This is a genomic window from Bacillus sp. RK1064 (assembly GCF_051488405.1).
Classification (GTDB): Bacteria; Bacillota; Bacilli; order Bacillales; family Bacillaceae; genus Bacillus.
In genome coordinates this window covers 868870-892291 of sequence record NZ_JBPSCZ010000001.1, presented here as the reverse complement: position 1 = coordinate 892291, position 23422 = coordinate 868870, and the positions used below count along the sequence as shown (strand labels likewise).

Annotated in this window: 27 protein-coding genes; 15 read left to right on the top strand and 12 right to left on the bottom strand. The window is 41.0% G+C overall.

The genetic code is table 11. From position 1 onward, the window contains the following. Positions 1 to 55: 55 nt before the first annotated feature. Positions 56 to 1723 (bottom strand): ribonuclease J1, encoded by a 1668-nt coding sequence (rnjA, locus tag ACSSTM_RS04670; protein WP_012009818.1) that lies wholly within the window; start codon positions 1721 to 1723, stop codon positions 56 to 58. 5 nt (positions 1724 to 1728) lie between these two features. Further along, positions 1729 to 1938 (bottom strand): DNA-dependent RNA polymerase subunit epsilon, encoded by a 210-nt coding sequence (locus ACSSTM_RS04665; protein WP_003211882.1) that lies wholly within the window; start codon positions 1936 to 1938, stop codon positions 1729 to 1731. Positions 1939 to 2333: 395 nt separating this feature from the next. On the opposite strand from ACSSTM_RS04665, the gene ACSSTM_RS04660 reads away from it, so the two are divergent. Next, on the top strand, positions 2334 to 3113 hold the full coding sequence (locus ACSSTM_RS04660) for a Cof-type HAD-IIB family hydrolase (protein WP_034662673.1): 780 nt from the start codon (positions 2334 to 2336) through the stop codon (positions 3111 to 3113). Positions 3114 to 3152: 39 nt separating this feature from the next. On the opposite strand, the gene def is transcribed toward ACSSTM_RS04660, so the two are convergent. Both def and ACSSTM_RS04650 read right to left on the bottom strand, forming a co-directional pair. Next, positions 3153 to 3710, bottom strand: a complete 558-nt coding sequence (gene def, locus ACSSTM_RS04655; protein ID WP_034662672.1) for a peptide deformylase — start codon at positions 3708 to 3710, stop codon at positions 3153 to 3155. A gap of 112 nt (positions 3711 to 3822) precedes the next feature. After that, positions 3823 to 4011: a YjcZ family sporulation protein gene (locus ACSSTM_RS04650; protein ID WP_034663866.1), complete on the bottom strand. Its 189-nt coding sequence runs from the start codon at positions 4009 to 4011 to the stop codon at positions 3823 to 3825. Between the two features lie 232 nt (positions 4012 to 4243). Between ACSSTM_RS04650 and ACSSTM_RS04645 the strand changes: the two genes are divergently transcribed. The 5 genes from ACSSTM_RS04645 to lpdA all read left to right on the top strand — a co-directional run bounded on the left by ACSSTM_RS04645 (position 4244) and on the right by lpdA (position 10284). Then, positions 4244 to 4912 (top strand): YkyA family protein, encoded by a 669-nt coding sequence (locus tag ACSSTM_RS04645; protein ID WP_066030955.1) that lies wholly within the window; start codon positions 4244 to 4246, stop codon positions 4910 to 4912. Between the two features lie 410 nt (positions 4913 to 5322). Then, a complete protein-coding gene (pdhA, locus tag ACSSTM_RS04640) occupies positions 5323 to 6438 on the top strand; it encodes a pyruvate dehydrogenase (acetyl-transferring) E1 component subunit alpha (protein WP_034662669.1) in 1116 nt (371 codons plus the stop codon). A 3-nt stretch (positions 6439 to 6441) separates the two neighbouring features. After that, the gene (gene pdhB, locus ACSSTM_RS04635; protein WP_012009824.1) at positions 6442 to 7419 is read left to right on the top strand and encodes a pyruvate dehydrogenase complex E1 component subunit beta; all 978 of its coding nucleotides are present in this window, start codon (positions 6442 to 6444) and stop codon (positions 7417 to 7419) included. A 107-nt stretch (positions 7420 to 7526) separates the two neighbouring features. Continuing rightward, positions 7527 to 8867, top strand: coding sequence for a dihydrolipoamide acetyltransferase family protein (locus ACSSTM_RS04630; RefSeq protein ID WP_034662667.1), 1341 nt, complete (start codon positions 7527 to 7529; stop codon positions 8865 to 8867). 4 nt (positions 8868 to 8871) lie between these two features. Next, entirely contained in the window at positions 8872 to 10284 is a 1413-nt protein-coding gene (gene lpdA / locus ACSSTM_RS04625; RefSeq protein WP_003211097.1) for a dihydrolipoyl dehydrogenase, read from the top strand. A gap of 118 nt (positions 10285 to 10402) precedes the next feature. Here lpdA and ACSSTM_RS04620 read toward each other — a convergent pair whose 3' ends face one another. Further along, the gene (locus ACSSTM_RS04620) at positions 10403 to 10783 is read right to left on the bottom strand and encodes a hypothetical protein (RefSeq protein ID WP_223251442.1); all 381 of its coding nucleotides are present in this window, start codon (positions 10781 to 10783) and stop codon (positions 10403 to 10405) included. Positions 10784 to 11099: 316 nt separating this feature from the next. Between ACSSTM_RS04620 and ACSSTM_RS04615 the strand changes: the two genes are divergently transcribed. Beyond that, complete coding sequence (locus ACSSTM_RS04615; protein ID WP_003212464.1) at positions 11100 to 11219, top strand: GapA-binding peptide SR1P; 120 nt, start codon at positions 11100 to 11102, stop codon at positions 11217 to 11219. Between the two features lie 43 nt (positions 11220 to 11262). On the opposite strand, the gene ACSSTM_RS04610 is transcribed toward ACSSTM_RS04615, so the two are convergent. Next, positions 11263 to 12735: an aminotransferase class I/II-fold pyridoxal phosphate-dependent enzyme gene (locus ACSSTM_RS04610; RefSeq protein ID WP_095285138.1), complete on the bottom strand. Its 1473-nt coding sequence runs from the start codon at positions 12733 to 12735 to the stop codon at positions 11263 to 11265. Positions 12736 to 12925: 190 nt separating this feature from the next. On the opposite strand from ACSSTM_RS04610, the gene ACSSTM_RS04605 reads away from it, so the two are divergent. Continuing rightward, positions 12926 to 13195, top strand: a complete 270-nt coding sequence (locus tag ACSSTM_RS04605) for a UPF0223 family protein (protein ID WP_034662658.1) — start codon at positions 12926 to 12928, stop codon at positions 13193 to 13195. Positions 13196 to 13226: 31 nt separating this feature from the next. On the opposite strand, the gene ACSSTM_RS04600 is transcribed toward ACSSTM_RS04605, so the two are convergent. Next, positions 13227 to 13862, bottom strand: coding sequence for a DUF1054 domain-containing protein (locus ACSSTM_RS04600; protein ID WP_420734939.1), 636 nt, complete (start codon positions 13860 to 13862; stop codon positions 13227 to 13229). 288 nt (positions 13863 to 14150) lie between these two features. Here ACSSTM_RS04600 and ACSSTM_RS04595 point away from each other — a divergent pair, with 288 nt between their 5' ends. Next, on the top strand, positions 14151 to 14339 hold the full coding sequence (locus ACSSTM_RS04595) for a hypothetical protein (protein ID WP_003211901.1): 189 nt from the start codon (positions 14151 to 14153) through the stop codon (positions 14337 to 14339). A 133-nt stretch (positions 14340 to 14472) separates the two neighbouring features. Next, a complete protein-coding gene (locus ACSSTM_RS04590; protein ID WP_034662652.1) occupies positions 14473 to 15279 on the top strand; it encodes an inositol monophosphatase family protein in 807 nt (268 codons plus the stop codon). A 156-nt stretch (positions 15280 to 15435) separates the two neighbouring features. On the opposite strand, the gene ACSSTM_RS04585 is transcribed toward ACSSTM_RS04590, so the two are convergent. After that, positions 15436 to 16071 (bottom strand): hypothetical protein, encoded by a 636-nt coding sequence (locus ACSSTM_RS04585; protein WP_066030952.1) that lies wholly within the window; start codon positions 16069 to 16071, stop codon positions 15436 to 15438. A gap of 275 nt (positions 16072 to 16346) precedes the next feature. Further along, positions 16347 to 16526 (bottom strand): DUF5325 family protein, encoded by a 180-nt coding sequence (locus tag ACSSTM_RS04580; protein ID WP_034662648.1) that lies wholly within the window; start codon positions 16524 to 16526, stop codon positions 16347 to 16349. A 113-nt stretch (positions 16527 to 16639) separates the two neighbouring features. On the opposite strand from ACSSTM_RS04580, the gene typA reads away from it, so the two are divergent. Both typA and ACSSTM_RS04570 read left to right on the top strand, forming a co-directional pair. Next, positions 16640 to 18478 (top strand): translational GTPase TypA, encoded by a 1839-nt coding sequence (gene typA / locus ACSSTM_RS04575; protein WP_034662645.1) that lies wholly within the window; start codon positions 16640 to 16642, stop codon positions 18476 to 18478. Between the two features lie 96 nt (positions 18479 to 18574). Further along, a complete protein-coding gene (locus tag ACSSTM_RS04570) occupies positions 18575 to 18856 on the top strand; it encodes a YlaH-like family protein (RefSeq protein WP_045210084.1) in 282 nt (93 codons plus the stop codon). Between the two features lie 29 nt (positions 18857 to 18885). Here the strand turns inward: ACSSTM_RS04570 and ACSSTM_RS04565 are convergent, their stop codons facing one another. Both ACSSTM_RS04565 and ACSSTM_RS04560 read right to left on the bottom strand, forming a co-directional pair. Further along, complete coding sequence (locus ACSSTM_RS04565) at positions 18886 to 19116, bottom strand: YlaI family protein (RefSeq protein WP_012009835.1); 231 nt, start codon at positions 19114 to 19116, stop codon at positions 18886 to 18888. Between the two features lie 101 nt (positions 19117 to 19217). After that, positions 19218 to 19835: a YhcN/YlaJ family sporulation lipoprotein gene (locus ACSSTM_RS04560; RefSeq protein ID WP_034662638.1), complete on the bottom strand. Its 618-nt coding sequence runs from the start codon at positions 19833 to 19835 to the stop codon at positions 19218 to 19220. Between the two features lie 140 nt (positions 19836 to 19975). Between ACSSTM_RS04560 and ACSSTM_RS04555 the strand changes: the two genes are divergently transcribed. Further along, positions 19976 to 21298 carry a PhoH family protein gene (locus ACSSTM_RS04555; protein ID WP_034662635.1) on the top strand — a complete coding sequence of 441 codons (1323 nt, stop codon included), beginning with the start codon at positions 19976 to 19978 and terminating at the stop codon, positions 21296 to 21298. Positions 21299 to 21313: 15 nt separating this feature from the next. On the opposite strand, the gene ACSSTM_RS04550 is transcribed toward ACSSTM_RS04555, so the two are convergent. Next, positions 21314 to 21796: a hypothetical protein gene (locus ACSSTM_RS04550; RefSeq protein WP_034662633.1), complete on the bottom strand. Its 483-nt coding sequence runs from the start codon at positions 21794 to 21796 to the stop codon at positions 21314 to 21316. Positions 21797 to 21916: 120 nt separating this feature from the next. Here ACSSTM_RS04550 and glsA point away from each other — a divergent pair, with 120 nt between their 5' ends. Both glsA and ACSSTM_RS04540 read left to right on the top strand, forming a co-directional pair. Then, complete coding sequence (gene glsA / locus ACSSTM_RS04545) at positions 21917 to 22846, top strand: glutaminase A (protein WP_034662630.1); 930 nt, start codon at positions 21917 to 21919, stop codon at positions 22844 to 22846. A 122-nt stretch (positions 22847 to 22968) separates the two neighbouring features. Further along, positions 22969 to 23250, top strand: coding sequence for a YlaN family protein (locus tag ACSSTM_RS04540; RefSeq protein ID WP_003212509.1), 282 nt, complete (start codon positions 22969 to 22971; stop codon positions 23248 to 23250). Positions 23251 to 23422: the final 172 nt, after the last annotated feature.

The window sequence follows — 23422 nt, the reverse complement described above, 5'->3', positions numbered from 1 at the left end:
CAATGCTTGATGAAAAAAAGAGACACAGCCAGTCGGCTCGTGTCTCTTTTTGTTATTACACTTCCATAATAATCGGTAAGATCATTGGGCGGCGTCTTGTTTTTTCATAAAGGAAAGGTGCAAGTGTGTCCGTAATTTCGTTCTTAATTTCCGACCACTGAGTTGTCTTACGTTCCATTACTTTTTCAAGATGCTTTGAAATCAAATCTTGTGCGTCGTTGATGAGGTCTCCAGATTCTCTCATGTAGACAAAGCCTCTTGAGATGAGATCAGGACCAGCAGAGATTTTGAATTCTTTCATGTCCATGCTGACGACCACAATGACAAGACCTTCTTCTGAAAGAATGCGGCGGTCTCTTAAGACGATATTCCCGATATCGCCAATTCCGCTTCCGTCGATATACACGTTACCTGATGGAATTTTGCCAGCGACACTTGCTTCGTCACCTTTTAGTGCAAGAACTTCACCGTTATCCATGATAAAGCAGTTTTCCTCAGGAATTCCGCAATCATTCGCAAGCTTAATATGCGTTTTTTGCATGCGGTATTCACCGTGAATCGGCATAAAGAATTTTGGTTTAATTAAACGGAGCATCAGCTTTTGTTCCTCTTGTCCGCCGTGACCAGATGTATGAATATTATTGAGTGAGCCATGAATGACCTCAGCGCCAGCACGATAAAGCTGGTTAATGGTGCGGCTTACGCTAATATTGTTACCCGGAATCGGTGAAGATGAGAAGACAACAGTGTCTCCAGGATTAATCGAAATCTGGCGGTGAGTGCCGTTTGCAATACGTGAAAGAGCAGCCATCGGTTCACCTTGGCTCCCAGTACAAAGAATGGTCACTTTGTTTGCTGGTAGACGGTTGATTTCATTATGTTCAATAAACGTGTTTTTCGGACATTTAATGTAGCCAAGATCTTGTCCAATATCAATGGCAGACTCCATACTGCGTCCAAACACAGCAACTTTTCGGCCGTTGGCAACAGCGGACTCAATGACTTGCTGAAGTCTGTGAATGTTTGAAGCAAACGTAGCAAAGATGATACGTCCGTCGACTTTTCTAAAGATGTCATCAATGCTTTCGCCTACGCGTCTTTCAGACATCGTAAATTCTGGAATTTCACTGTTTGTACTATCGGATAAAAGACATAGAACGCCTTCTTTCCCGATTTCAGCCATTTTTGTTAAGTTGGCAGGCTCGCCAACAGGCGTAAAGTCAAACTTGAAATCACCTGTATGTACGATGTTACCAGGAGGTGTCTTCACGACAATTCCATAAGAATCTGGAATACTGTGTGTTGTTCTAAAGAAAGACACAGCTGTTTTTCTAAATTTAATGGTATCTTCTTCTTCAAAAATGTGAAGTTTTGTTTGTCTCAAGAGACCGTGCTCTTCCAATTTATTACGAAGTAGGCCGATTGCGAGTTTGCCGCCGTAAACTGGAATATTCACTTGCTTGAGAAGGTAAGGGATACCGCCGATGTGGTCTTCATGTCCGTGAGTGATGAAAAGACCTTTGATTTTATCTTCGTTTTTAACTAAGTACGTATAGTCAGGGATGACGTAGTCAATTCCAAGAAGCTCATCTTCAGGGAACTTAATACCAGCATCAATTAAAATGATTTCATCTTGAAATTGAACGCCATACGTGTTTTTACCGATCTCGCCTAAACCGCCGAGCGCAAAAACTGCCGCCTGATCGTTTTTAACAAATTTCATTCCTCTCATAGCTCCAATACTTTAAAATTTTCACTTTCTCGTTCATAGTCTAAAAAAGCACCGTCTACAGGCTGAATGAATTCAATGTTGTAGCTATGTTTTTTCAACTTATCGCGTACGTCTCTTTCAGAAACCGCTTCAACGTATAGTGAATCTGTGTGTTCTCTTACAGGTACCTCAGTAGTACTTGCCTGAAAAAATACCTTATATATCATCCAAATCTCTCCTTAAATACCGTATGTTACACTCGCTAATTCTATTATATTAAAAAAACGCGCATAAGAAAAGTCTCTGAGAAAAAAGGACCTTCGGCAAATGTGCGGAAGATCCTTTTAAGCGATCGATTTTTTACGAAGCATGTCCTTCCATTGTCTTCTAATTTTCTTGCGCAGACGACGAAGCATCACAGGTCGCCTCCTTTCGGTTTGAAGTCAGATTAGACCATGTATTCCGTTCTCTCTTTATACTTGTATTATATGACGATTCCATTGAATGTTACATGGTTATATGTGGGAAATAGGCGTTTTCATAGGAAGTGGTTTCGAAAGAGGAAATCTTTCTGTATGATGAAAGGGAGTGGGTATACATAACAAGAGACAGGAGACGGGATATGAATAAAAAAGTCATCTTCTTTGATATCGACGGTACTTTATATGATCATGATAAAAAAATACCTGAATCAACGAAGCGAGCGGTTCGCTTATTAAAAGAAAAAGGCCATCATCTCTTTATTGCATCTGGGCGGTCGCCTTTTTTGATTCAGCCTATTTTAGAGGAATTAGGGCTTGACTCCTTTATTGCTTATAACGGTCAGTATGTCATGTATGAGGGAGAGGTCATTTACGGCAATCCGCTGAAACTGGAGCTGATGGAGCAAATTTATGAAACGGCGGATCGTCATGATCATCCGCTTGTTTTCATGGGGGAAAAAACGATGAAGGCTTCTGTGCCAAATCATCCGTTTATCCATGAGGGGATTGGGACTTTAAAAACAGAGCATCCTGAGCATGATTTGTCTTACTTTAAAGAAAACGAGATTTTTCAAATGCTGTTATTCTGTAAGGCTGAAGAGGAAGTCCAATACGAGGCGTTCCGCGAAGAAATTGATCTTGTCAGATGGCACGAGCTGTCAACAGATGTCCTGCCAAAAGGCGGGTCGAAGGCTGAAGGCATTAAACGAGTCATCGAAAGGCTGCCTTATGATCAAAAGGATACCGTTGCCTTTGGAGACGGTCTGAACGATCGAGAGATGATTTCATTTGCTGGAACTGGCGTTGCCATGGGTAATGCTGTGAATGAATTAAAAGATTTGGCTGATTTTGTGACAAAGCCAGTAGATGAAGACGGCATATTCCATGCAGTGACTCATCTAGGCCTCATTGAAGAGTAAAAAAAGAAGACCCTTAGGCTAATGGGTCTTCTTTTTATTTTATGATCTGCCGATCGCAACAGAGTTGTCTGGCTCAGCGAAGGGCTGATCCTTTTGAATATGATCATAAAACATAATGCCGTTTAAATGGTCGATTTCATGCTGAAAAACAATGGCCGGGAAACCTTTTAGGCGAATATCAATGTCTTCTCCTTCAAGCGTTGTGGCCTTCACCCTGATCTTTTGATATCGAGGGACAAATCCAGGAATGGCTTCATCAACAGATAAGCAGCCTTCACCAGTTGCTAAATAAGCTCTTTTGACCGAGTGGCTGACAATGCGCGGGTTGAAAAGGGCATAGCTGTATTCCTCTCCATCTTCGTCCTCACAGTGAACAGCGATCATCCGTTTACTGATATTAATTTGCGGAGCTGCTAGTCCAACGCCGGGTCTGAGTCCATACTTTTCAGCCATGTCAGCATCCTGACTATTTTTGACGAATTCAATCATGTCAGCTAATTGCTGTTTTTCCTCTTCTGTCGGCGGGAGCTCGACCGCTTCAGCTGTTTGTCTTAAGACGGGATGTCCGTCCCGTACGATATCTTCCATGGTAATCACAAATCTTCACTCCTATTTCCTTTGTATGTAAAGTATATAAAATGATACACATCATATGCAATGAAATAAAGAAGACCGGTCCTATGAGACCGGTCAGAGGCTTAAACAGCCATTAGCAGCAGCCGCCACCGCCGCCTAAGAATGCTGCGCCAACGATGATTAATAGGATGAAAAGGACAACGATTAAAGCGAATGTCCGTCCTCCGCCGTATCCGTAGCCACCGCCATAACTTGGGTAACAACAGCCACCGCCATATCCACCACCGTATCCATACCCGTGACCGCCGTATCCACCATACATACTTCCATGACTATAATTAGACATACTTTTGACCTCCTTTGGAAATACACTCGGCCTCATAAGTGAAGGCGAAGCGTGTAATATAAACTATGTATGAATGCACTATTTGTATAGTCATACGCCTATCACTTGAAAAAAATCTTCTCCGGCTCATCAGGATGACCTCTTTCCTTGTCACAAGCGCCTATAAAAATTATAGTGGTATGTGGAGATGTAAAGGGGGAACCTTGTGATGAGACAGATGAGAAGAAGCATGAAAGCATGTGCTGCTTTAGCGGGGATATGTACCCTTTTGCTGGCGGGATGCGGAGGTCAAAGTCCATTTCATGACATGCAAGATGCGATGACGAAAATGAGCGAAAAAGAGGCATCCTTTGAAAAAGAGCAAGGTACACTGCAAAGCTATGAGAAAAAAGAGCAGCAGCTCTATACAAAAATGATTCAAACCACAAAAGATCATACAAAAACAGTGTCAAGCCTTTCTGATCAGGCGTTAGCATCTGCAGCGAAACGAAAAGAACATTTAAAAACAGAAAAAGACAGCATGGATGAATCGAAAAAAGAATTGAAAACGGTAAAGGAATCTGCCGGACGTATAAAAGATACGGATTTAAAAGAAAAAGCAGATGAAACGGTCAAATCGCTTGAGAAAAGATATGCGTCGTATGACCAGCTTTACAAGGAATATCAAAAGGCGCTGAAACAAGATCAGCATTTGTATCAATCTTTAAAGAAGAAGGACTTAGGATATGAAGAGTTGAAATCCAAGCTGAAGACGGTGAACCGTTCTTATAGCAAAGTCAGAAAAGAAGGTAAGAAGTTCAATCAATATACAAAGCAATTGAATGAGCATAAACAGGCTTTGTCTAAAGCGGCAGATCAAGAATCCCAAAAGAGCTGAAAAAACAGCTCTTTTTTTATTTTTCGACAAAAACAAACATTTTCTATTGTAGTACAGCAGTATACTCTATACTAGTACAGTTCGAGGTGTTTGTTAAACAGATTGATACAGCTCACTATAAAAAGTAAAGCGAATACATTTATTTAAATAAAGCCGTTAAATCAATTGACGGACTATTTTTCTTGTTGTAAACTAGTCCTTGTTAACAGAAGTTGTATTAGTTTTTTGTGAACTATCGTTAATACAGTTAGAAGAACTCAAAAACGAGCGATCATCTAATGTTTCGACAACGATCCTAGTGGCTATTAAATACAGGAGTCATATGTGTATTTTGGGTTATCCTATATCTGTATGTATAAATGGATTCACGACAAATTGACTGTTAAAAGAAAGGAAGAGGTGACTTTAGAATGGCTGCAAAAACAAAAAAAGCAATTGTTGATAGCAAAAAGCAATTTGATGCCATCAAAAAGCAGTTTGAAACGTTTCAAATTTTAAACGAAAAAGGCGAAGTCGTAAACGAAGCGGCAATGCCGGATCTCTCAGATGACCAATTAAAAGAATTAATGCGCCGTATGGTGTTTACACGTGTATTAGATCAACGTTCAATTTCATTGAACCGTCAAGGACGTCTTGGCTTCTATGCGCCTACAGCTGGACAAGAGGCTTCTCAGCTTGCAACTCACTTTGCACTTGAGAAAGAAGATTTCATTCTTCCGGGATATCGTGATGTACCACAATTAATCTGGCATGGCCTTCCATTAACAAAAGCGTTCTTGTTCTCTCGTGGACACTTTGTTGGTAACCAAATGCCTGAAGATGTGAATGCACTTTCTCCACAAATCATTATCGGTGCACAAATCATTCAAGCTGCTGGTGTAGCTCTTGGTTTGAAAAAGCGCGGTAAAAATGCTGTTGCAATCACTTACACTGGTGATGGCGGAGCTTCACAAGGTGATTTCTACGAAGGTATCAACTTTGCAGGGGCTTACAAAGCGCCAGCGATTTTTGTTGTCCAAAACAACAGATATGCGATCTCTACACCTGTTGAGAAGCAATCTGCTGCACAAACAATTGCACAAAAAGCAGCTGCAGCTGGTATCGTAGGCGTACAAGTTGACGGTATGGATGCATTAGCTGTATATGCAGCAACTGCTGAAGCTCGTGAGCGTGCTGTAAATGGCGAAGGTCCAACATTAATCGAAACTCTTACATTCCGTTACGGTCCACATACAATGGCTGGTGACGATCCAACAAGATATCGTACAAAAGAAGATGAAAATGAGTGGGAGCAAAAAGATCCATTGGTACGCTACCGCAGATTCTTGGAAAACAAAGGCCTATGGTCTGAAGAAGAAGAGAATAAAGTCATCGAAGATGCAAAAGAACAAATCAAACAAGCGATCAAAGAAGCTGACGAACAGCCTAAGCAAAAAGTCACTGATTTGATTGATAACATGTACGATGTGAAACCATTCAACTTAGTTGAACAGCTTGAAATTTACAAACAGAAGGAGTCGAAGTAAGCCATGGCGCAAATGACAATGATTCAAGCGATCACTGATGCGTTACGCACAGAACTGAAAAATGACGAAAACGTTCTCGTTTTCGGAGAAGACGTTGGTAAAAACGGCGGCGTATTCCGTGCGACTGAAGGATTGCAAAAAGAGTTTGGTGAGGATCGTGTATTCGATACTCCACTTGCTGAATCTGGTATTGGCGGTCTTGCAATTGGCCTTGGACTACAAGAATTCCGCCCAGTAATGGAAATTCAATTCTTCGGATTCGTTTACGAAGTATTAGATTCTGTTTCTGGACAAATGGCTCGTATGCGTTACCGTTCTGGCGGACGCTGGCATTCTCCAGTGACAATCCGTTCTCCATTCGGTGGAGGGGTTCATACTCCTGAGCTTCATGCTGACAGCTTAGAAGGTCTTATCGCACAACAGCCTGGTATCAAGGTTGTCATTCCTTCAACACCTTACGATGCAAAAGGACTATTAATTTCTGCAATCCGCGACAACGATCCGGTTGTGTTCCTTGAGCATATGAAACTTTATCGCTCTTTCCGTCAGGAAGTTCCTGAAGAAGAGTACACAATTGAAATCGGTAAAGCTGACGTGAAACGTGAAGGTTCTGACCTTTCAATCATCACTTATGGTGCAATGGTTCACGAATCACTTAAAGCTGCTGAAGAACTTGAAAAAGAAGGCGTTTCTGCTGAAGTGATCGACCTTCGTACAGTAAGCCCGCTTGATATTGAAACAATCATCGCTTCTGTTGAAAAAACAGGTCGTGCGATCGTTGTTCAAGAAGCACAAAAACAAGCTGGTATTGCTGCAAACGTAGTAGCTGAAATCAATGACAGAGCAATCCTTAGCCTAGAAGCACCAGTACTTCGTGTAGCTGCACCTGATACTGTATTTGCTTTCTCTCAAGCTGAGAGCGTATGGCTTCCAAACCATAAAGACGTGCTTGAAACAGCTAAGAAAGTTCTTGAATTTTAATTAAATGACAGAGGGGAAAAGAATTTATTTCTCTTCCCCTTTATCAATTACATGACCGTGTAAATATACACAACAAGGATTCAACAAAATCTAGGAGGCGAAAAACAGTGGCATTTGAATTTAAACTTCCGGACATCGGAGAAGGTATCCACGAAGGTGAGATCGTTAAGTGGTTTGTAAAACCAAACGACGAAATCAATGAAGATGACGTTTTAGCAGAGGTACAAAACGATAAAGCAGTTGTAGAAATTCCTTCACCTGTTAAAGGAAAAGTATTAGAATTAAAAGTTGAAGAGGGAACAGTTGCAACAGTAGGACAAACAATCATTACGTTTGATGCACCTGGTTACGAAAATCTTCAATTTAAAGGCAGCGAAGAAGAAGGCGAAGCAAAAACTGAAGCTCAAGTACAAGGTACTGCTGAAGCTGGTAACGAGCCAGAGAAGAAAGAAGTGGCACAAGAAGAAGCGGCAGCAGCAACTGGTGCAGGCGCACAAGAGCAAGTAGATGCTGATCCAAACAAACGCGTCATCGCTATGCCATCTGTACGTAAATATGCTCGCGAAAAAGGCGTTGAAATTTACAAAGTTGCAGGTTCTGGTAAAAACGGACGTGTGTTAAAAGAAGATATCGACAGCTTCGTTAATGGTGGTTCTGCAGCTCAAGCAGCAGCACCTCAAGCAGCTGAAAGTGCGAAAGAAGAAGCAGCTCCTAAAGCGGCAGCAGCTCCAGTTCTTGAAGGAGAATTCCCAGAAACTCGCGAGAAAATGAGCGGCATCCGCAAAGCGATCGCGAAAGCAATGGTGAACTCTAAGCATACAGCTCCTCACGTAACATTAATGGATGAAGTTGATGTAACGAACCTTGTTGCACATCGTAAACAATTCAAACAAGTTGCAGCTGATCAAGGAATCAAGTTAACTTACTTGCCTTACGTTGTAAAAGCTCTAACTTCTGCTTTGAAAAAGTACCCAGTACTTAACACTTCTATCGATGATAAAACAGATGAAGTTGTTCAAAAGCATTACTACAACATCGGAATTGCAGCTGACACTGAAAAAGGCCTGCTCGTTCCAGTTGTGAAAAATGCAGATCGCAAAGCGATTTTCGAAGTGTCTAACGAAATCAATGAGCTTGCAACAAAAGCACGTGATGGTAAATTGGCTCCAGCTGAAATGAAAGGTGCATCTTGCACAATCACAAACATCGGTTCTGCTGGTGGACAATGGTTTACTCCAGTCATCAACCACCCAGAAGTAGCGATCCTTGGTATTGGCCGTATCGCTGAAAAAGCGGTTGTTCGTGATGGCGAAATCGTTGCAGCTCCAGTCTTAGCTCTTTCCCTTAGCTTTGACCACCGTATGATCGACGGAGCTACTGCGCAAAATGCCCTTAACCACATCAAGCGTTTATTGAATGATCCACAATTAATTTTAATGGAGGCGTAATGTCATGGTAGTAGGAGATTTCCCAATCGAAACAGATACTCTTGTCATCGGTGCAGGTCCTGGTGGATATGTAGCTGCTATTCGTGCTGCACAGCTTGGACAAAAAGTAACAATCGTTGAAAAAGGAACACTTGGCGGTGTATGTCTAAACGTTGGCTGTATTCCTTCAAAAGCATTAATCAATGCTGGCCATCGTTTCGAAAATGCTAAGCATTCTGAAGACATGGGTATCAAAGCTGAAAACGTAACAGTTGATTTCACAAAAGTTCAAGAGTGGAAAGCTTCTGTTGTTAACAAATTAACAGGTGGAGTTCAAGGTCTTCTTAAAGGAAATAAAGTAGACATCGTTAAAGGTGAAGCTTATTTCGTAGACAGCAACTCTGTACGTGTAATGGATGAAAATTCAGCACAGACTTACACTTTCAAAAATGCAATTCTTGCAACTGGATCTCGTCCAATTGAATTGCCTACTTTTAAATACACAGACCGCGTGATCAACTCAACTGGTGCTTTGGCGCTTAAAGAAGTACCTAAAAAGTTAGTTGTGATCGGTGGTGGATATATCGGTACTGAGCTTGGAACTGCTTATGCAAACTTTGGAACAGAAGTTGTCATCCTTGAAGGTGGAGACGAAATCCTTCCAGGTTTCGAAAAGCAAATGAGCTCATTGGTTAAACGTAACCTGAAGAAAAAAGGAAACGTTGAAATCCATACAAACGCTCTTGCAAAAGGCGTTGAAGAAAAATCTGATGGTGTCACTGTTACTTTCGAAGTAAAAGGTGAAGAAAAAACAGTTGATGCTGATTACGTACTTGTTACAGTTGGTCGTCGTCCAAACACGGATGAGCTTGGTCTTGAGCAAGTTGGTGTTGAATTGACTGACCGTGGAGTTGTCAAAACAGACAAACAATGCCGTACAAGCGTATCTAACATCTATGCAATTGGTGACATCGTTGATGGACCACCACTTGCACACAAAGCTTCTTACGAAGGTAAAATTGCAGCTGAAGCAATCGCTGGAGAGCCAGCTGAAATTGATTACCTTGGTATTCCTGCTGTTGTATTCTCTGAGCCAGAACTTGCAACTGTTGGGTACACAGAAGCAGAAGCAAAAGAAGAAGGAATCGACATCGTTGCAGCGAAATTCCCATTCGCAGCAAACGGACGTGCACTTTCTCTTGATGCAACTGATGGCTTCATGAAGATGATCACTCGTAAAGAGGATGGTCTTGTGATCGGTGCACAAATCGCAGGTGTTGGCGCTTCTGATATGATTTCAGAGCTTAGCCTTGCAATCGAAGCTGGAGTGACTGCTGAAGATATCGCAATGACAATTCACGCTCATCCAACTTTAGGTGAAATTACAATGGAAACGGCTGAAGTAGCAATTGGAAGCCCAATTCATATCGTAAAATAATGAACCTATTAAAACCCTCTCCTTGATGGAGAGGGTTTTTTTGAGCGCTCCCATATGAAAAACCCCTCATGAGATGAGGGGCTTTTTCATATGGATATATAAGTGCAAGGTTAGGCCATTAATTTGTATTCACGCGGTCTAAAGCGTGGCATAAGGGCGATAAAATATCCTCTTTGCTGCTGACATTTCCTTCAACCTTCACAATGACTTTTTCATTATTTACAAGTAAAATAGCCGGCAATTCGTCTACTTCATTTTTCCAGCCTTTACGATCTTCTTTCACAATCATCTTTGACATTTCCTTCGGATATTCATTCTTTAAATCGAGGACTGCATCATAATAAGGACTTTCTTTATCAAGATTTTCTGCATCTGTAAAAAAGAGAATTCTTGGTTTCTGAATATGACTGACTTGGTCGGTCTGATTCGGTATGATATACGCAAATGAGCATGAACTAAGTACAAAGAGCATGGGGAATATAATGAGAAGTGACCTCATAAAATTCAATCTATTCACCTCAAAATCCTTTGGGGTTGTCCCAACATTTTTAGGAGCTGGTTACCTGTTAGTCACTCTAGTGTATCATGTCCTTTTTGACAATTTTCGATTGTTACTCAATTGTTACAGAATTGATATGAAGCAAAATACAATTGAAACGTTCCCTCAATATGATGAGAAAAAAGCACATAATCATAAAAAATATTTAAATGTGTCATACAATTAACCGTTGACAACTTAAATGTGACATCATATTATAGAGATATGAAATAGATTAAACGCTTTCAAATTATGAATGAAGAAAAGGGGAATGTACGTGGGTACAATTATTTGTCAAGATTGCAATGAAACCATTGATCAATTTGAAAATGAAAAAGTGACAACGCTATACGGAACGTGTGGTCACTGTCATTGCTGTGATGAAGCCTCTGAATAAATAAAAAAGCATGCAGCTCCATTTGGGGCTGCATGTTTCTTTTTTATAAAATTGGTTTTTGTTCTTTAATCACGCGGATCATTTCAAGCGTTGAATCTTCTGGTCCTTGGACAGGGAGACCAATTTCAATGTTTTTAAAGATATATGAGATATTTTCTTCTGTGATAATTTCTCCTGGTATAAAAATAGGAATGCCTGGCGGGTACACCATAACAAACTCTGCGATGATGCGGCCCGCTGCTTCTTTAAACGGAACCACTTCTGTTGTGGCGTAAAAGGCGTCACGCGGCGTCATGGCAAGCGATGGAATCTCAGGCAGCAGGACTTCTGTGACCGCTTGTGTGCCGCTCTCACTTGTAGAGGTTGCGGCAATTTCCTTCATAGCCGTTATAAGCGTATCGATTGTTTCATCAGAATCACCAGGGGTCACAATACATAAAATGTTGTAAAGGTCAGAGAGCTCCACTTCAATCCGGTAGCTTTCTCTCAGCCATTTTTCGACATCATGGCCATTTAGCCCAAGGTCTTTAATTGAGATAATTAATTTCGTTGGGTCATAATCGTACGTAGAAGCTGAAGCGAGTATTTCCTTGCCAATACACGTAATGCCATCAATTTGGTTCAAACGGTTTCTCGCTGATTCAGCCAAACGGATGGCTTCATCTGCAAGTGCCTTTCCTTCAGTGGCTAATCGCTTTCGAGCGACATCAAGTGACGCCAAGAGCAAATAAGAAGTAGACGTTGTCGTCAGCATGCTCAAAATCGATTGTACGCGATCTTTTGAGACAAGCCCTTCCTTCATATTTAAAATAGAGCTCTGGGTAAGGGAACCGCCGAGTTTATGGACACTTGTTGCTGCCATGTCGGCACCTGCCTGCATCGCAGATAGTGGAAGCTCATCGTGAAAATGAATATGCACGCCGTGTGCTTCATCGACAAGGACAGGCACATGAAATGAATGGGCAATGTCTACAATCGATTTTAAGTCTGCTGAAACCCCAAAATACGTCGGATTAATCACAAGCAGACCTTTTGCATCTGGGTGCTCCGTGAGCGCCTTTTTCGCTGATTCTGGTGTAATGCCGTGAGAGATGCCAAGCTCTTTGTCTATTTCTGGGTGAATAAAAACAGGAACTGCGCCAGAAAATACAATGGCGGACATAATCGATTTATGGACGTTGCGCGGAATGATGATTTTATCTCCAGGTCCGCATACGGTCATCACCATTGTCATGATGGCGCCGCTTGTTCCTTGAATGGAGAAGAATGTATGGTCAGCACCGAATGCTTCAGCAGCGAGCTCCTGTGCTTCTTTTATCATCCCTCGAGGTGAATGTAAATCATCGAGAGGTTCTATATTAATGAGATCAATGCTTAATGCATTGTCGCCAATGAATGCTCTAAATTCAGGGTCCATTCCGGCTCCTTTTTTATGGCCTGGAATGTGAAATTGGACTGGATTGGTTGCTGCATGCTTTTTTAGTCCAGTGTATAAGGGTGTATCATGTTGTGACAATTGCTTTCCCACCTTCATCGAAATACCTGCTATTATTGTGCCAATAATGGCAGATTTCATTGCATAAAACAAAAGAATTATATTATGAACTGATCGGAATGTAAAGCATAAAATCAATCGGTTTCTGATCGAACAGATGCTATAATAAAAGTTCAAATAAGAAATGAGTGTTAAAGTGAGGGACAAGTAAATGGAATATCAATATCCAATGGATGTCGACTGGACGACAGAGGAAAAGATTGCCGTTATTTCGTTTTTTCAAGCTGTTGAAAAAGCCTATGAAAAAGGAATTGCGAAGCAGGAGTTATTAGATACTTATAAACGATTTAAAGAGGTTGTGCCATCAAAAGCAGAGGAAAAGACGCATTGTGCAGCGTTTGAAAAGGAAAGCGGGTATTCTCCTTATCGTACAGTGAAATCTGCAAGAGAGGCAGAAGAGACAGCCATTATACGTATGTAAGAAAAAACGAGCCTGCATGGGCTCGTTTTTTTTATACAGAATCTTTTTGTGTAAAGCGGTATAGAAAAGTCAACGTGCGGAAGGCATCTTCGATTTTTGATAAGAATTCTTCATTATTCATTTGAACGACTTCTTCTCTAGGCAGCTGAATGCCGCAAAGGAGCTCAGCTTTTTTCACCGTTTGGACACGTTCAAACAGCGTTTTCAGCTGTTCTGCATCAAGCTCGCTGTGACGCATGACATCTGGTTTCATATGATCTTTAGACCAAACAAAATCTTGTGGTATTTTCTTCTGAATGGTATCTAGTTCTTTTTCGAACAGCTGACCATACTCGCCTTTCACAGGAGATTCATAAATGAGCGCAAACCATACAAAGACATGTGTTTTCCAAAGCCCAATTTGAAAATGAGGGAGTTTTTTATACCCACGCTTGCTGTTTGCAAAAGCAACCCACGTATCATTTGGCGGATTGACTGACCTTCTAGCGTGCTTTGCGACATGTACAAACATTTCGTCTCCTGTAATAGAAGAAAGAAGTGGTGCAAAGTGTTCACCAAGTGCCTCAAGCTTTGGACGGACTCTTTCTTTTAATACGGTCATTCGTTCATCTAAACCGTCAACTGTAAATGTCTCAAAATCTTCATCTCTAAAACGCATTTCACTCATATTATGCCTCCTGTATTCTTTCGCTGATCATATTTTATCATAGCTTGGGTTAAGCTCAAAAAAAGATGCACCAACAGATCAAAGATTGTAGAGGAAATAGGGCAGCGTTTAAAAACAACGATTTTGTGGTACATAACAAATAGGTAAAGACACAATTTTCAGAATGTCGTTGCGGTTATGCGATCGCTTCATACGATATAAGCAAGAACCAATTCTCTTATCGATTGAATTTTTTATCAATGAAAACTGACAAGGATTGAATCATTCTCTGGAAGGGGCGTTGACCAAATGAAGCAAATCGTGAAGCAGGGGTATAGACAGGAGAAGAAGAATCGCATCGCTGTGTGGAGATTAGAGGTGGATTATGAGCTTTCTACGCTTCATGAAGCCATCGAGCAAAAAGATGACATCCAAATCGAACGCAGCAAACGAAAGCTTGAGCGCCTAAGAAAAGAATGGGAGCAGCTTAAAGGGTAAAACAAGGTGAGGTAAAAACGAACCAATTCATCGGTTCGTTTTTGTATGAAGCTGCTTTTTTCTTGCTTTTACGTACATAATATCAGTATGCTAATACAAATAGGTATTACATAGAAAAGAGGTTTACAGTCTGATGACAAACTGGGTGGAAATTGACCGTCTTGCAAAGCTTTGGGTAAAAGAAGCAGGAAGCCGTATTAAAGCCTCCATGCAGGAAGGTCTATCAATTGAAACAAAATCAAATCCAAATGATCTTGTCACTAATATCGATAAAGAAACAGAACGTTTTTTCATTGAAAAGATACAATCGACATTTTCAGATCATCACATTTTAGGAGAAGAGGGACAAGGGGAAGAGGTGACCTCACTTGATGGGATCGTGTGGATCATTGATCCGATCGATGGCACAATGAACTTTGTCCATCAAAAACGCAACTTTGCCATTTCCATCGGGATATTTGAAAATGGCATAGGGAAAATCGGTCTTATTTATGACGTCATTCATGACGAGCTTTACCATGCGGTCAAAGGAGAAGGGGCCTATATGAATGATACCCTGCTTCCGCCATTAAAAGATGTAGCGATTGATAAAGCCATTGTCGGCATTAACCCGACCTGGGCGATCGAAAGCCCTTATTTTGATGCTAAACCGTTTGCCCGTCTCGTGCGTGATGTGAGAGGGACGAGAACGATTGGATCAGCTGCCCTTGAGCTCGCTTATATCGCAAGCGGCAGAAGTGACGCATACGTCACGTTAAGGCTTGCGCCATGGGATTATGCAGCAGGCTGTGTGCTTCTAGATGAAGTAGGGGCAGTCTACTCAAATATACACGGAGAACGCCTAACGTTTCTAGAGAAAAACAGCATCGTCGCCGGAAATCGATCCGTTTGTGAAAAGATCTTGCACGATTACATAAAACGCAGTGAAAATAAAAAATAAACCAAATCACTTCATGAGAATGAAGTGATTTTTTGTGTTTGATGAAACTTTTTGGTAACAAATGACTAGTTGTCGATATGAAAAAGTCAAGTGATCATTCTTTATTGGCTGAAATAAAAAACCCCCATCTGGGCGAACCAGGTGGGGGTTTTGAGCTTAGCTTAATTTTTCTTTTGCCATTTGAACTGCATCATAGAACGTTTTTAATTGCTCTTGAGGAATTTTCTTAAGCATTTGGTTGAAAACAAGTAATTCAGTAGAGCTGAATCCAAGACCTTTTGCAATTTTTGAATCAATTACAACGTTTCCTTTTTTGTCTAGAACAAGTGCATCACCAGCAAGATCAGCAAGTCTGATCACTGATTTGAAAAGCTTTTCGAATTTAGCTGCTTCTTCTTTCGTAAGACCAAGTTCAACAGCTTTTGCTGAATCAAAGATCAATTTCCCTTTTTCGTTTTTAGTGATGCTTTCACTGAAAACGATTGTAAGAACAGCTGCGCGATCTAAGAATTTCTCAGCAGTCGCCGCTTCTTCTTCAGTTAGTCCGAGCTCAACAGCTTTTTTCACATCAAATGTGTAGCTATTGTCTTCTTCAACAAATGAATTGATGAGAATGTTGATGACGCGCTCGTTTTTCTCCAATAATTCTTTAATGATTTGCTGCTGCTCGAAAGGAATCCCTTTGAAAGTTGCAGCACTTGCTTGCCCAGGAGCTACTGTTGTGAAGGTAAGGATAATAGCTAAAGCGAAAAATACAACAGAGCTGAGCGATTTACTCAAAAACTTCTTCATGCTTCTTTTCTCTCCCTTTTCTGTTAAATTTTGTTGCAAGAACAGCATACCATGAGAAACTTTGTGGAAGAATAGGAAAATTGTAACTTTATGTTTGGTTTTGGAGAACTATAAACGTTATTGTCGAAAAATGAAGAGGTTCAGATTGCTTACTTTTGCCAATTCTATATGATATGTTTTGTCTCTACACTCGAGCTTTCATAGGTGGTTGGTCTTATTTTTACTCAAAATAAAAAGCCTTCTACATGTAGAATGTAAAAGGCTTTTGAGGAATTTTATGATTGCACGTTTAATTTTCTTTTTAATGTAAATCCTGTACCCATGAAAATCATGGCGAACATAATACTTAGACAAATACCCAGCACGTTTTTTTCTGCAAGAGATACCCCAATAAACGCCATACTGACAACTGCAAGTAATGCACATAATAATAGAAGCCATTTGATTTGTTTCATTTGTCTCCATCCCTTTTTTTAGAGTTAATATAAGTTTACAGAAAAACGATCGGCATTTAAAGGGGATTGTGATATAATATGAAAGTTATCTAATTATTTTAGGAGATGAAAATGTGAAACTTCGAAAAGATCTTCGCAACATCGCAATTATTGCCCACGTTGACCATGGTAAAACGACGCTTGTTGACCAATTGCTCCATCAAGCTGGTACTTTCCGTGCGAATGAAAATATCGCTGAGAGAGCCATGGATTCAAATGATTTAGAGCGAGAGCGCGGTATTACGATTTTAGCTAAAAATACTGCGATCCATTATAAAGATACACGCATTAATATTTTAGATACACCAGGACACGCCGATTTCGGTGGTGAAGTTGAGCGTATCATGAAAATGGTAGATGGTGTACTTCTCGTTGTGGATGCTTATGAAGGCTGTATGCCTCAAACACGCTTTGTGCTGAAAAAAGCACTTGAGCAAAACTTAACACCAATCGTTGTTGTCAACAAAATTGACCGCGACTTTGCTCGTCCGGCTGAAGTAGTCGATGAAGTAATTGACTTGTTCATTGAATTGGATGCAACAGAAGAACAGCTTGAATTCCCAGTTGTCTATGCATCAGCAATCAATGGTACAGCAAGTAACGATGCGAGCAAGCAAGATGAAAACATGGAATCTTTGTTTGAAGCCATTGTGAACCATATCCCTTGCCCAGTTGATAACCATGAAGAGCCGCTTCAATTCCAAGTGGCACTACTTGATTACAATGATTATGTTGGAAGAATCGGGATCGGCCGTGTATTCAGAGGAACAATGCAAGTAGGACAGCAAGTGGCCTTAATGAAAGTTGACGGCAGTGTGAAACAATTCCGTGTGACAAAGATTTTTGGTTTCCAAGGGTTAAAACGAGTGGAAATCAACGAAGCGAAAGCAGGAGATCTTGTTGCTGTATCGGGAATGGAAGACATCAACGTAGGTGAAACGGTTTGTCCGGTAGAACACCAAGAGGCCCTGCCAATCCTTCGTATTGATGAGCCGACACTTCAAATGACGTTTGTTGTAAACAACAGCCCATTTGCAGGCCGTGAAGGAAAATACGTGACATCACGTAAAATTGAAGAGCGCTTAGAGCAGCAGCTTCAAACAGACGTCAGTCTTCGTGTGGATCCAACTGATTCACCTGATGCTTGGGTTGTATCTGGACGCGGAGAGCTTCACTTATCCATTCTTATTGAGAATATGAGACGTGAAGGATTTGAATTACAAGTATCGAAGCCAGAAGTTATTGTAAAAGAAGTTGATGGTGTTCGATGTGAGCCTGTTGAACGCGTTCAAATTGATGTACCAGAAGAGCACACTGGCTCTATCATGGAATCAATGGGCGCAAGAAAAGGTGAAATGATTGACATGATCAATAATGGTAACGGTCAAGTTCGCCTGATCTTTACAGTGCCATCACGTGGTTTAATCGGATATACAACTGAATTTCTTTCATTAACTCGTGGTTTTGGTATTTTAAACCATACGTTTGACAGCTATCAGCCAATGCAGTCTGGCCAAGTTGGCGGACGCCGTCAAGGTGTACTTGTTTCAATGGAAACAGGTAAAGCGACTGCTTACGGAATCCAAGGCGTTGAAGAGCGCGGTGTGATCTTCGTTGAGCCGGGTACTGAAGTATACCAAGGAATGATTGTTGGTGAGCATAACCGTGAGAACGATCTTGTTGTCAACGTGAGCCGTATGAAACAACAAACAAACGTACGTTCAGCGACGAAAGATCAAACGGTGAGCATGAAGAAACCACGTATTATGTCACTTGAGGAATCTCTTGAGTACTTGAATGAAGACGAATACTGTGAGGTTACACCTGAATCGATTCGTTTAAGAAAGAAAATTTTAGATAAAAACGAACGTGAGAAAGCAGCGAAGAAGAAAAAGCTAGCAGGATTATCGTAATTCCATGAAGAATTAAAAAGATAGAACCCTGAAAGATAAGGGGAGGGAATCTTTTTGAATGATCAGGAAGTAAGTGAAAATCTATCCTTTTTCGCGATGCTGTTTCGTGTCGATGAAAATCCGCAAACAGGGATGTGGCTCCTATATGGTACCATCCTTGTTTTAGCGATTATTGTTTTTAAGCTCGGCTTTGCTAGACGTTTACCGATTTTAAAAGCACTCGTGATTTACTTGTTTTTGATTTTTGGCTGCACGTTTCTCACATTTCTAGGAATCTTTCTGCCAGTAGCGGAAGGCCTAGTCGTGGCAGCTGCCATTTTGATTATTTATAAAATACGGCTGCATCGTGCAAAAAAAGAAGGAAGAGTGAATACGTAAAAAAGACCTGAACATGTGTCAGGTCTTTTTTATGTCTTTTGTTCTTTTTTTCCTTTTTTCTTCTTTTTCTCTTTCGTCGCAGGATCTTGATAAAGAGAGAATCTGCCAGTTTTGATGCGTGCTTCTGTCTTTACTTTAATGCGTTCCTGACAGTCATCGCACATATATGTATGAATCGGTCGATTTCTTAACCGCTTAGCAACGAGTGTATCATCATCAATGGTTTCAAGCTTCTCACATAATGAGCACTTCACTCTCATCATTTTCACCTCACTTATTGCATTTATTATAGCATGTTTTCTAAGCACTTGAAATCAGCGTAGAAAAAGGCTTATATCACAGGAGATATAAGCCGTTCTCTTTATTTCTTCTGATTCATATGATGGTTTGATTGATCATTTTGATGTTTGTCTAACTGCTTTTGATCGTTTTGTTTGAGCTGATCATTTGGCTCATTCGTCGGGTCTTTTTCGTGACGATCGATTTCATTTCTCGGCATCTCTGGCATCACGCGGCCGACAATGGCAGCTAGTTCATCCATAATACCACTTACAGGACGGCCTGCTTGTATTTCTTTGCCCATTTCTTTTAACCGGCTGACTGTATCCGGATCAGCGACTACAACAGCATTCGCACCTTCTGGGTCATTTTTCAGCGCTTTTGCAACTGAATATTTAATGGTTTCTACTTTGCTTCTATCTAAATCATCTTTTACATCAATACCAACAACAGCATAGCGGCCGATGACGATCGCCGTTGCATCATTGACATCTGCTACGTTCTCTGTCACTTTGACAAGATGCTGCGCAACATCTGTGGATGAACGGGCTTGATTGGTCTTTTTCTTTGTTGAGTCTGACACCCGTACTACGTGCTGGCGTCCATCTTGCTTGTCCAGTGCTTCTGGCTTTTCCTGCTGCTGGCAAGCGCCCAACAGAATGATGGCTTGAATCATGAATAATGTCATAAATAGTCGCATCTATATTCCCTCCTTCACAAACTGCATGATTTATTTTATTGTTGAATTAACCTTCTAACTTTATTCATGAAAACATATATTTTAACAATCGTTTTGGGAAAGACAAGGATGAATGAAACCCCGATCAGGAGGCGAAGGACCTGAGTAAAATTTATGTATTAGACACAAATGTGTTATTACAGGATCCGAATTCAATCTTTTCATTTGAAGACAACGAGGTCGTCATACCAGCCGTTGTGTTAGAAGAAGTAGACTCGAAAAAGAGATATATGGACGAGGTTGGGCAAAATGCCCGGCGTGTCTCACGCTTAATCGACGGTTTAAGATCGAAAGGGAAACTGCATGAAAAAATTACACTAGAATCAAAAGGGACGCTGCGCATTGAACTGAATCACCGCTCCTTCCATGAGCTTCAAGAAATTTTTATTGAAAAAACGAACGATAATCGGATTTTGGCAGTCGCGAAAAATTTGAGCTTAGAGGAAGAAACAAAACCTCATGGCCGACCTGTCATTTTGGTCAGCAAGGATGTCTTAGTGCGGGTAAAGGCGGATGCCATAGGGCTTCAAGCAGAAGACTTCTTAAGTGACCGTGTTCTGCAAAATGAAGACATCGATAATGGCTATCATGAGCTCTACATTCCGACTGAGCAATTGAATACATTTTATAAGCAAAATCAATTACCAATAAAAGAGGTCACAAGTGCACCATTCAACCCTCATCAATTTGTCATCATGAAGGGAAATGAAGGCGGTTCTGCTTTAGGAATGCTTGATCTAAAGGCAGAGCATGTGAAACGTCTCGTTTATGATCAAGAGTATATTTGGGGAATCCGTCCAAAAAATGTCCAGCAGACGATGGCACTCGAGCTGCTTTTGCGCCGTGACATTCCGCTCGTGACGCTGATCGGAAAAGCGGGGACTGGTAAAACATTGCTTGCACTTGCTGCCGGATTAATGCAGACAGAGGACCTCGGTATGTTTAAAAAATTGATCGTGGCGCGCTCAATCGTACCTGTTGGGAAAGACTTAGGCTACTTGCCAGGAGAAAAGGAAGAAAAGCTCAGACCATGGATGCAGCCGATCTATGACAACCTAGAGTTTTTATTTAATACAAAAAAGCCTGGTGAGCTTGATGCGATTTTGGCGGGAATTGGATCTATTCAAGTCGAAGCATTAACGTATATCCGGGGAAGAAGTATACCTGATCAATTTATTATCATTGATGAGGCGCAGAATTTAACAAAGCACGAGGTGAAAACATTATTAACGCGAGTCGGAGAAGGAAGTAAAATTGTGCTGATGGGAGATCCAGAGCAGATTGATCATCCTTATTTAGACAGCTTAAATAATGGGCTTACGTATGTGATCGAGCGGTTCAAAGGACAGCAAATCTCTGGACATGTCAAGCTTGTCAAAGGAGAAAGGTCTGGACTTGCACAGCTTGCCGCTGATTTGCTATAGTCCAGACCCTCTGACTTATGTAATCATCAGCTCTTTGACACCTTTTATCGGCTGAGTGAGGTTGGACTGATCCGCGAAATAGACGTGGATTGGTCCTTCTTCTGTGATTGGCTTACCATTTTGGCTGAAATGAGCAATACTCTCCATTGCCTGAGAAAGCGGCACAGCAATTGTACCTGTTTCTGTGACAAATTCGCATGTATCCGCATGTTCAAGCGGCTCAGCATTTTTTAGCATATCGCCAAGCTTCATCCCGAAGCTGCCTGTGACGAGTCTTTCCTTTTCGTACTTCTTCTCTGTTTTTAACGTGGGTGGAAGTGTTTGACCTTCTCTTATGACCCGCTCTTGGTCAAGCTCCTGATCTAGCTGATTCTCTTCACTTTCTGCACTTTTTTCAAAGAATGAATCCATTAAAAATTTACGGTCATCAAAAATCCATACACTTGGATCAATGGTGATCTTGTACTGTACGTTCCCCTTGATTTGAATGATGCTCATGTTCAAGACAACCCCTTTCCAACATAAATTATAGAAGTTTTCCCCCGCTTTGTCACTTTCATAAACATGCGTCTCCTTGTACACACTAATCTTACATGAAAGATAGGGAGGATATTAGGCATGGCATGTCGCGACAATGAAGAGCTTCAGCGATTTGTAGAAGAAGCAAAAAAAGTGGCCAAAGATGGTCAAGTAGCATCCTATATTCCCGCACTCGGCAAAGCGGATCAGACGGATTTATCTGTGGCTGTGTATCATGTGAGTAATACGTGCCACTCGGCAGGAGATGTAGATAAACGGTTTACTCTTCAAAGCATTTCAAAAGTATTAGCACTTGCGCTCGTGCTCTCAGAAGAAGGACCAAAAAAAGTATTTCAATTTGTTGGACAAGAACCAACAGGTGACCCGTTTAATTCGATGATCAAACTGGAAACAGCGAGCCCGAATAAACCGCTGAATCCAATGATTAATGCAGGGGCGCTCGCAGTCACGAGTTTAATCAGAGGAGCGACTCCGCAAGATCAGCTGAGCCGTTTGCTTGGCTTCATTAGAGAGCTGGCAAATGACAAAAGCATTACATACTGCAAAGAAACAGCTGCCTCCGAATTTGAGACATCCATGATTAACCGGGCGATGTGCTATTATATGAAGCAATATCATATTATTAGAGGGAACGTAGAAGAAGTCATGGACGTCTATACGAAACAATGTGCCATCATGATGAACAGCTTGGATTTGGCGAAAATTGCTTGTGTTTTTTCATTAGACGGCAGACATCCAGAGACGGGTAAGCAGATTCTTTCGAAAGATGTCGCTAGAATTTGTAAAACCTTTATGGTGACGTGCGGCATGTACAATGCGAGCGGAGAATTTGCCATTAACATCGGAATTCCTGCAAAAAGTGGTGTCTCAGGCGGTATTATGGGGGCGGCACCATATGATTTTGGGATCGGTATCTTCGGTCCTGCTCTGGATGAAAAAGGGAATAGTATTGCTGGGATTAAGCTGCTTGAGCTGATGAGTGAAAAATACGAGATGAGTATCTTTTAATGAAGGAAGGCTTCTTTTTATTTTTACAAAGCGAACTGTACAAATCTGCTTGCAATTTTGGGCGTTTCGCTTTATGATAAATAGAAGAATTAGGTACTCGCCTGGGGAACGGAGGGATACTTTTGGCGTCAGAAATTTTAGTCGATCATCGGCAAAAAGCACTGGCTTTATTAAAATTGGATGCAGATAAAATTTTAAAATTGATCCAAGTGCAAATGGACAACTTAACGATGCCGCAATGTCCTCTTTATGAAGAGGTTTTAGATACTCAAATGTTCGGATTATCGAGAGAAATTGATTTTGCTGTCCGGCTTGGATTAGTTGATCAACATGAAGGTAAGAAACTACTCGATAAACTTGAGAGAGAGCTTTCCGCACTTCATGATGCGTTCACAAAAAAATAATGATTGAAAACTCAAACTTCCACAACATAAGTTTGAGTTTTTTTGTCCTCTATTTTCTTTTCATTGATTGATGTCAAACGGACTTGATTCTTTCATGAATGACGAACAATATAAAAGAGGTAAAACGAGATCAAACGGAGAAAATGTAGTAGAATAAAAACAGCTAAGAGGA

Coding starts and splice junctions, on each gene's coding strand:
- rnjA (WP_012009818.1), bottom strand. CDS start 1,723: ATGAAATTTGTTAAAAACGATCAGGCGGCAGTTTTTGCGCTCGGCGGT.
- ACSSTM_RS04665 (WP_003211882.1), bottom strand. CDS start 1,938: ATGATATATAAGGTATTTTTTCAGGCAAGTACTACTGAGGTACCTGTA.
- ACSSTM_RS04660 (WP_034662673.1), top strand. CDS start 2,334: ATGAATAAAAAAGTCATCTTCTTTGATATCGACGGTACTTTATATGAT.
- ACSSTM_RS04650 (WP_034663866.1), bottom strand. CDS start 4,011: ATGTATGGTGGATACGGCGGTCACGGGTATGGATACGGTGGTGGATAT.
- ACSSTM_RS04645 (WP_066030955.1), top strand. CDS start 4,244: ATGAGACAGATGAGAAGAAGCATGAAAGCATGTGCTGCTTTAGCGGGG.
- pdhA (WP_034662669.1), top strand. CDS start 5,323: ATGGCTGCAAAAACAAAAAAAGCAATTGTTGATAGCAAAAAGCAATTT.
- pdhB (WP_012009824.1), top strand. CDS start 6,442: ATGGCGCAAATGACAATGATTCAAGCGATCACTGATGCGTTACGCACA.
- lpdA (WP_003211097.1), top strand. CDS start 8,872: ATGGTAGTAGGAGATTTCCCAATCGAAACAGATACTCTTGTCATCGGT.
- ACSSTM_RS04620 (WP_223251442.1), bottom strand. CDS start 10,783: ATGAGGTCACTTCTCATTATATTCCCCATGCTCTTTGTACTTAGTTCA.
- ACSSTM_RS04605 (WP_034662658.1), top strand. CDS start 12,926: ATGGAATATCAATATCCAATGGATGTCGACTGGACGACAGAGGAAAAG.
- ACSSTM_RS04600 (WP_420734939.1), bottom strand. CDS start 13,862: ATGAGTGAAATGCGTTTTAGAGATGAAGATTTTGAGACATTTACAGTT.
- ACSSTM_RS04595 (WP_003211901.1), top strand. CDS start 14,151: ATGAAGCAAATCGTGAAGCAGGGGTATAGACAGGAGAAGAAGAATCGC.
- ACSSTM_RS04590 (WP_034662652.1), top strand. CDS start 14,473: ATGACAAACTGGGTGGAAATTGACCGTCTTGCAAAGCTTTGGGTAAAA.
- ACSSTM_RS04585 (WP_066030952.1), bottom strand. CDS start 16,071: ATGAAGAAGTTTTTGAGTAAATCGCTCAGCTCTGTTGTATTTTTCGCT.
- ACSSTM_RS04580 (WP_034662648.1), bottom strand. CDS start 16,526: ATGAAACAAATCAAATGGCTTCTATTATTATGTGCATTACTTGCAGTT.
- ACSSTM_RS04570 (WP_045210084.1), top strand. CDS start 18,575: ATGCTGTTTCGTGTCGATGAAAATCCGCAAACAGGGATGTGGCTCCTA.
- ACSSTM_RS04565 (WP_012009835.1), bottom strand. CDS start 19,116: ATGAGAGTGAAGTGCTCATTATGTGAGAAGCTTGAAACCATTGATGAT.
- ACSSTM_RS04560 (WP_034662638.1), bottom strand. CDS start 19,835: ATGCGACTATTTATGACATTATTCATGATTCAAGCCATCATTCTGTTG.
- ACSSTM_RS04550 (WP_034662633.1), bottom strand. CDS start 21,796: ATGAGCATCATTCAAATCAAGGGGAACGTACAGTACAAGATCACCATT.
- glsA (WP_034662630.1), top strand. CDS start 21,917: ATGGCATGTCGCGACAATGAAGAGCTTCAGCGATTTGTAGAAGAAGCA.